The sequence below is a fragment of the Mesorhizobium sp. M8A.F.Ca.ET.208.01.1.1 genome (assembly GCF_004791315.1).
GTDB lineage: Bacteria > Pseudomonadota > Alphaproteobacteria > Rhizobiales > Rhizobiaceae > Mesorhizobium.
The window spans coordinates 1-372 of sequence record NZ_SRUT01000111.1 but is presented as its reverse complement, the minus strand read 5'-3'; the positions used below and the strand labels follow the sequence as shown (position 1 = coordinate 372).

Genomic DNA, 372 nt, shown 5'->3' with positions numbered 1-372 from the left:
GGCGATTTTTTTCTTGCCGCTCATGTCCCAGGACACGCGAACCTTCTCGCCGGCCTGAATGCCGGGATCCTTGAAGGCCTTGGACAGGGTGAAAGTCGACCCATCGTCGAGAACCAGGCTCATGGCCGTTCCGTCAAAACTCTTCACAGTGCCGGTGGTGTGCTTGACCGCCGCGAACGCGGCGCCACCGGAGGCGAGAAAGGCGGCCGCTGCCGCCGTCACAATAAGCTTGCGCATGGCATGTTCTCCTGGAAAATGCGGGCACCCCGGAGCGAGATGAAATCTCGCTCCGGGGAAGGCACCTCACTCAATCTGGGCCGTCCGGTCACGTCGGGTCGCGGCTCACGGGAGAGAAGAGCCGCCGGCGTTTCC

At 62.9% G+C, this 372-nt stretch carries 1 protein-coding gene; it reads right to left on the bottom strand.

What is annotated here, in order from left to right:
- A partial coding sequence (locus EN851_RS34515; RefSeq protein WP_135931066.1) for a DUF1344 domain-containing protein occupies window positions 1–237 on the bottom strand: 237 nt, incomplete at its 3' end.
- Window positions 238–372: the final 135 nt, after the last annotated feature.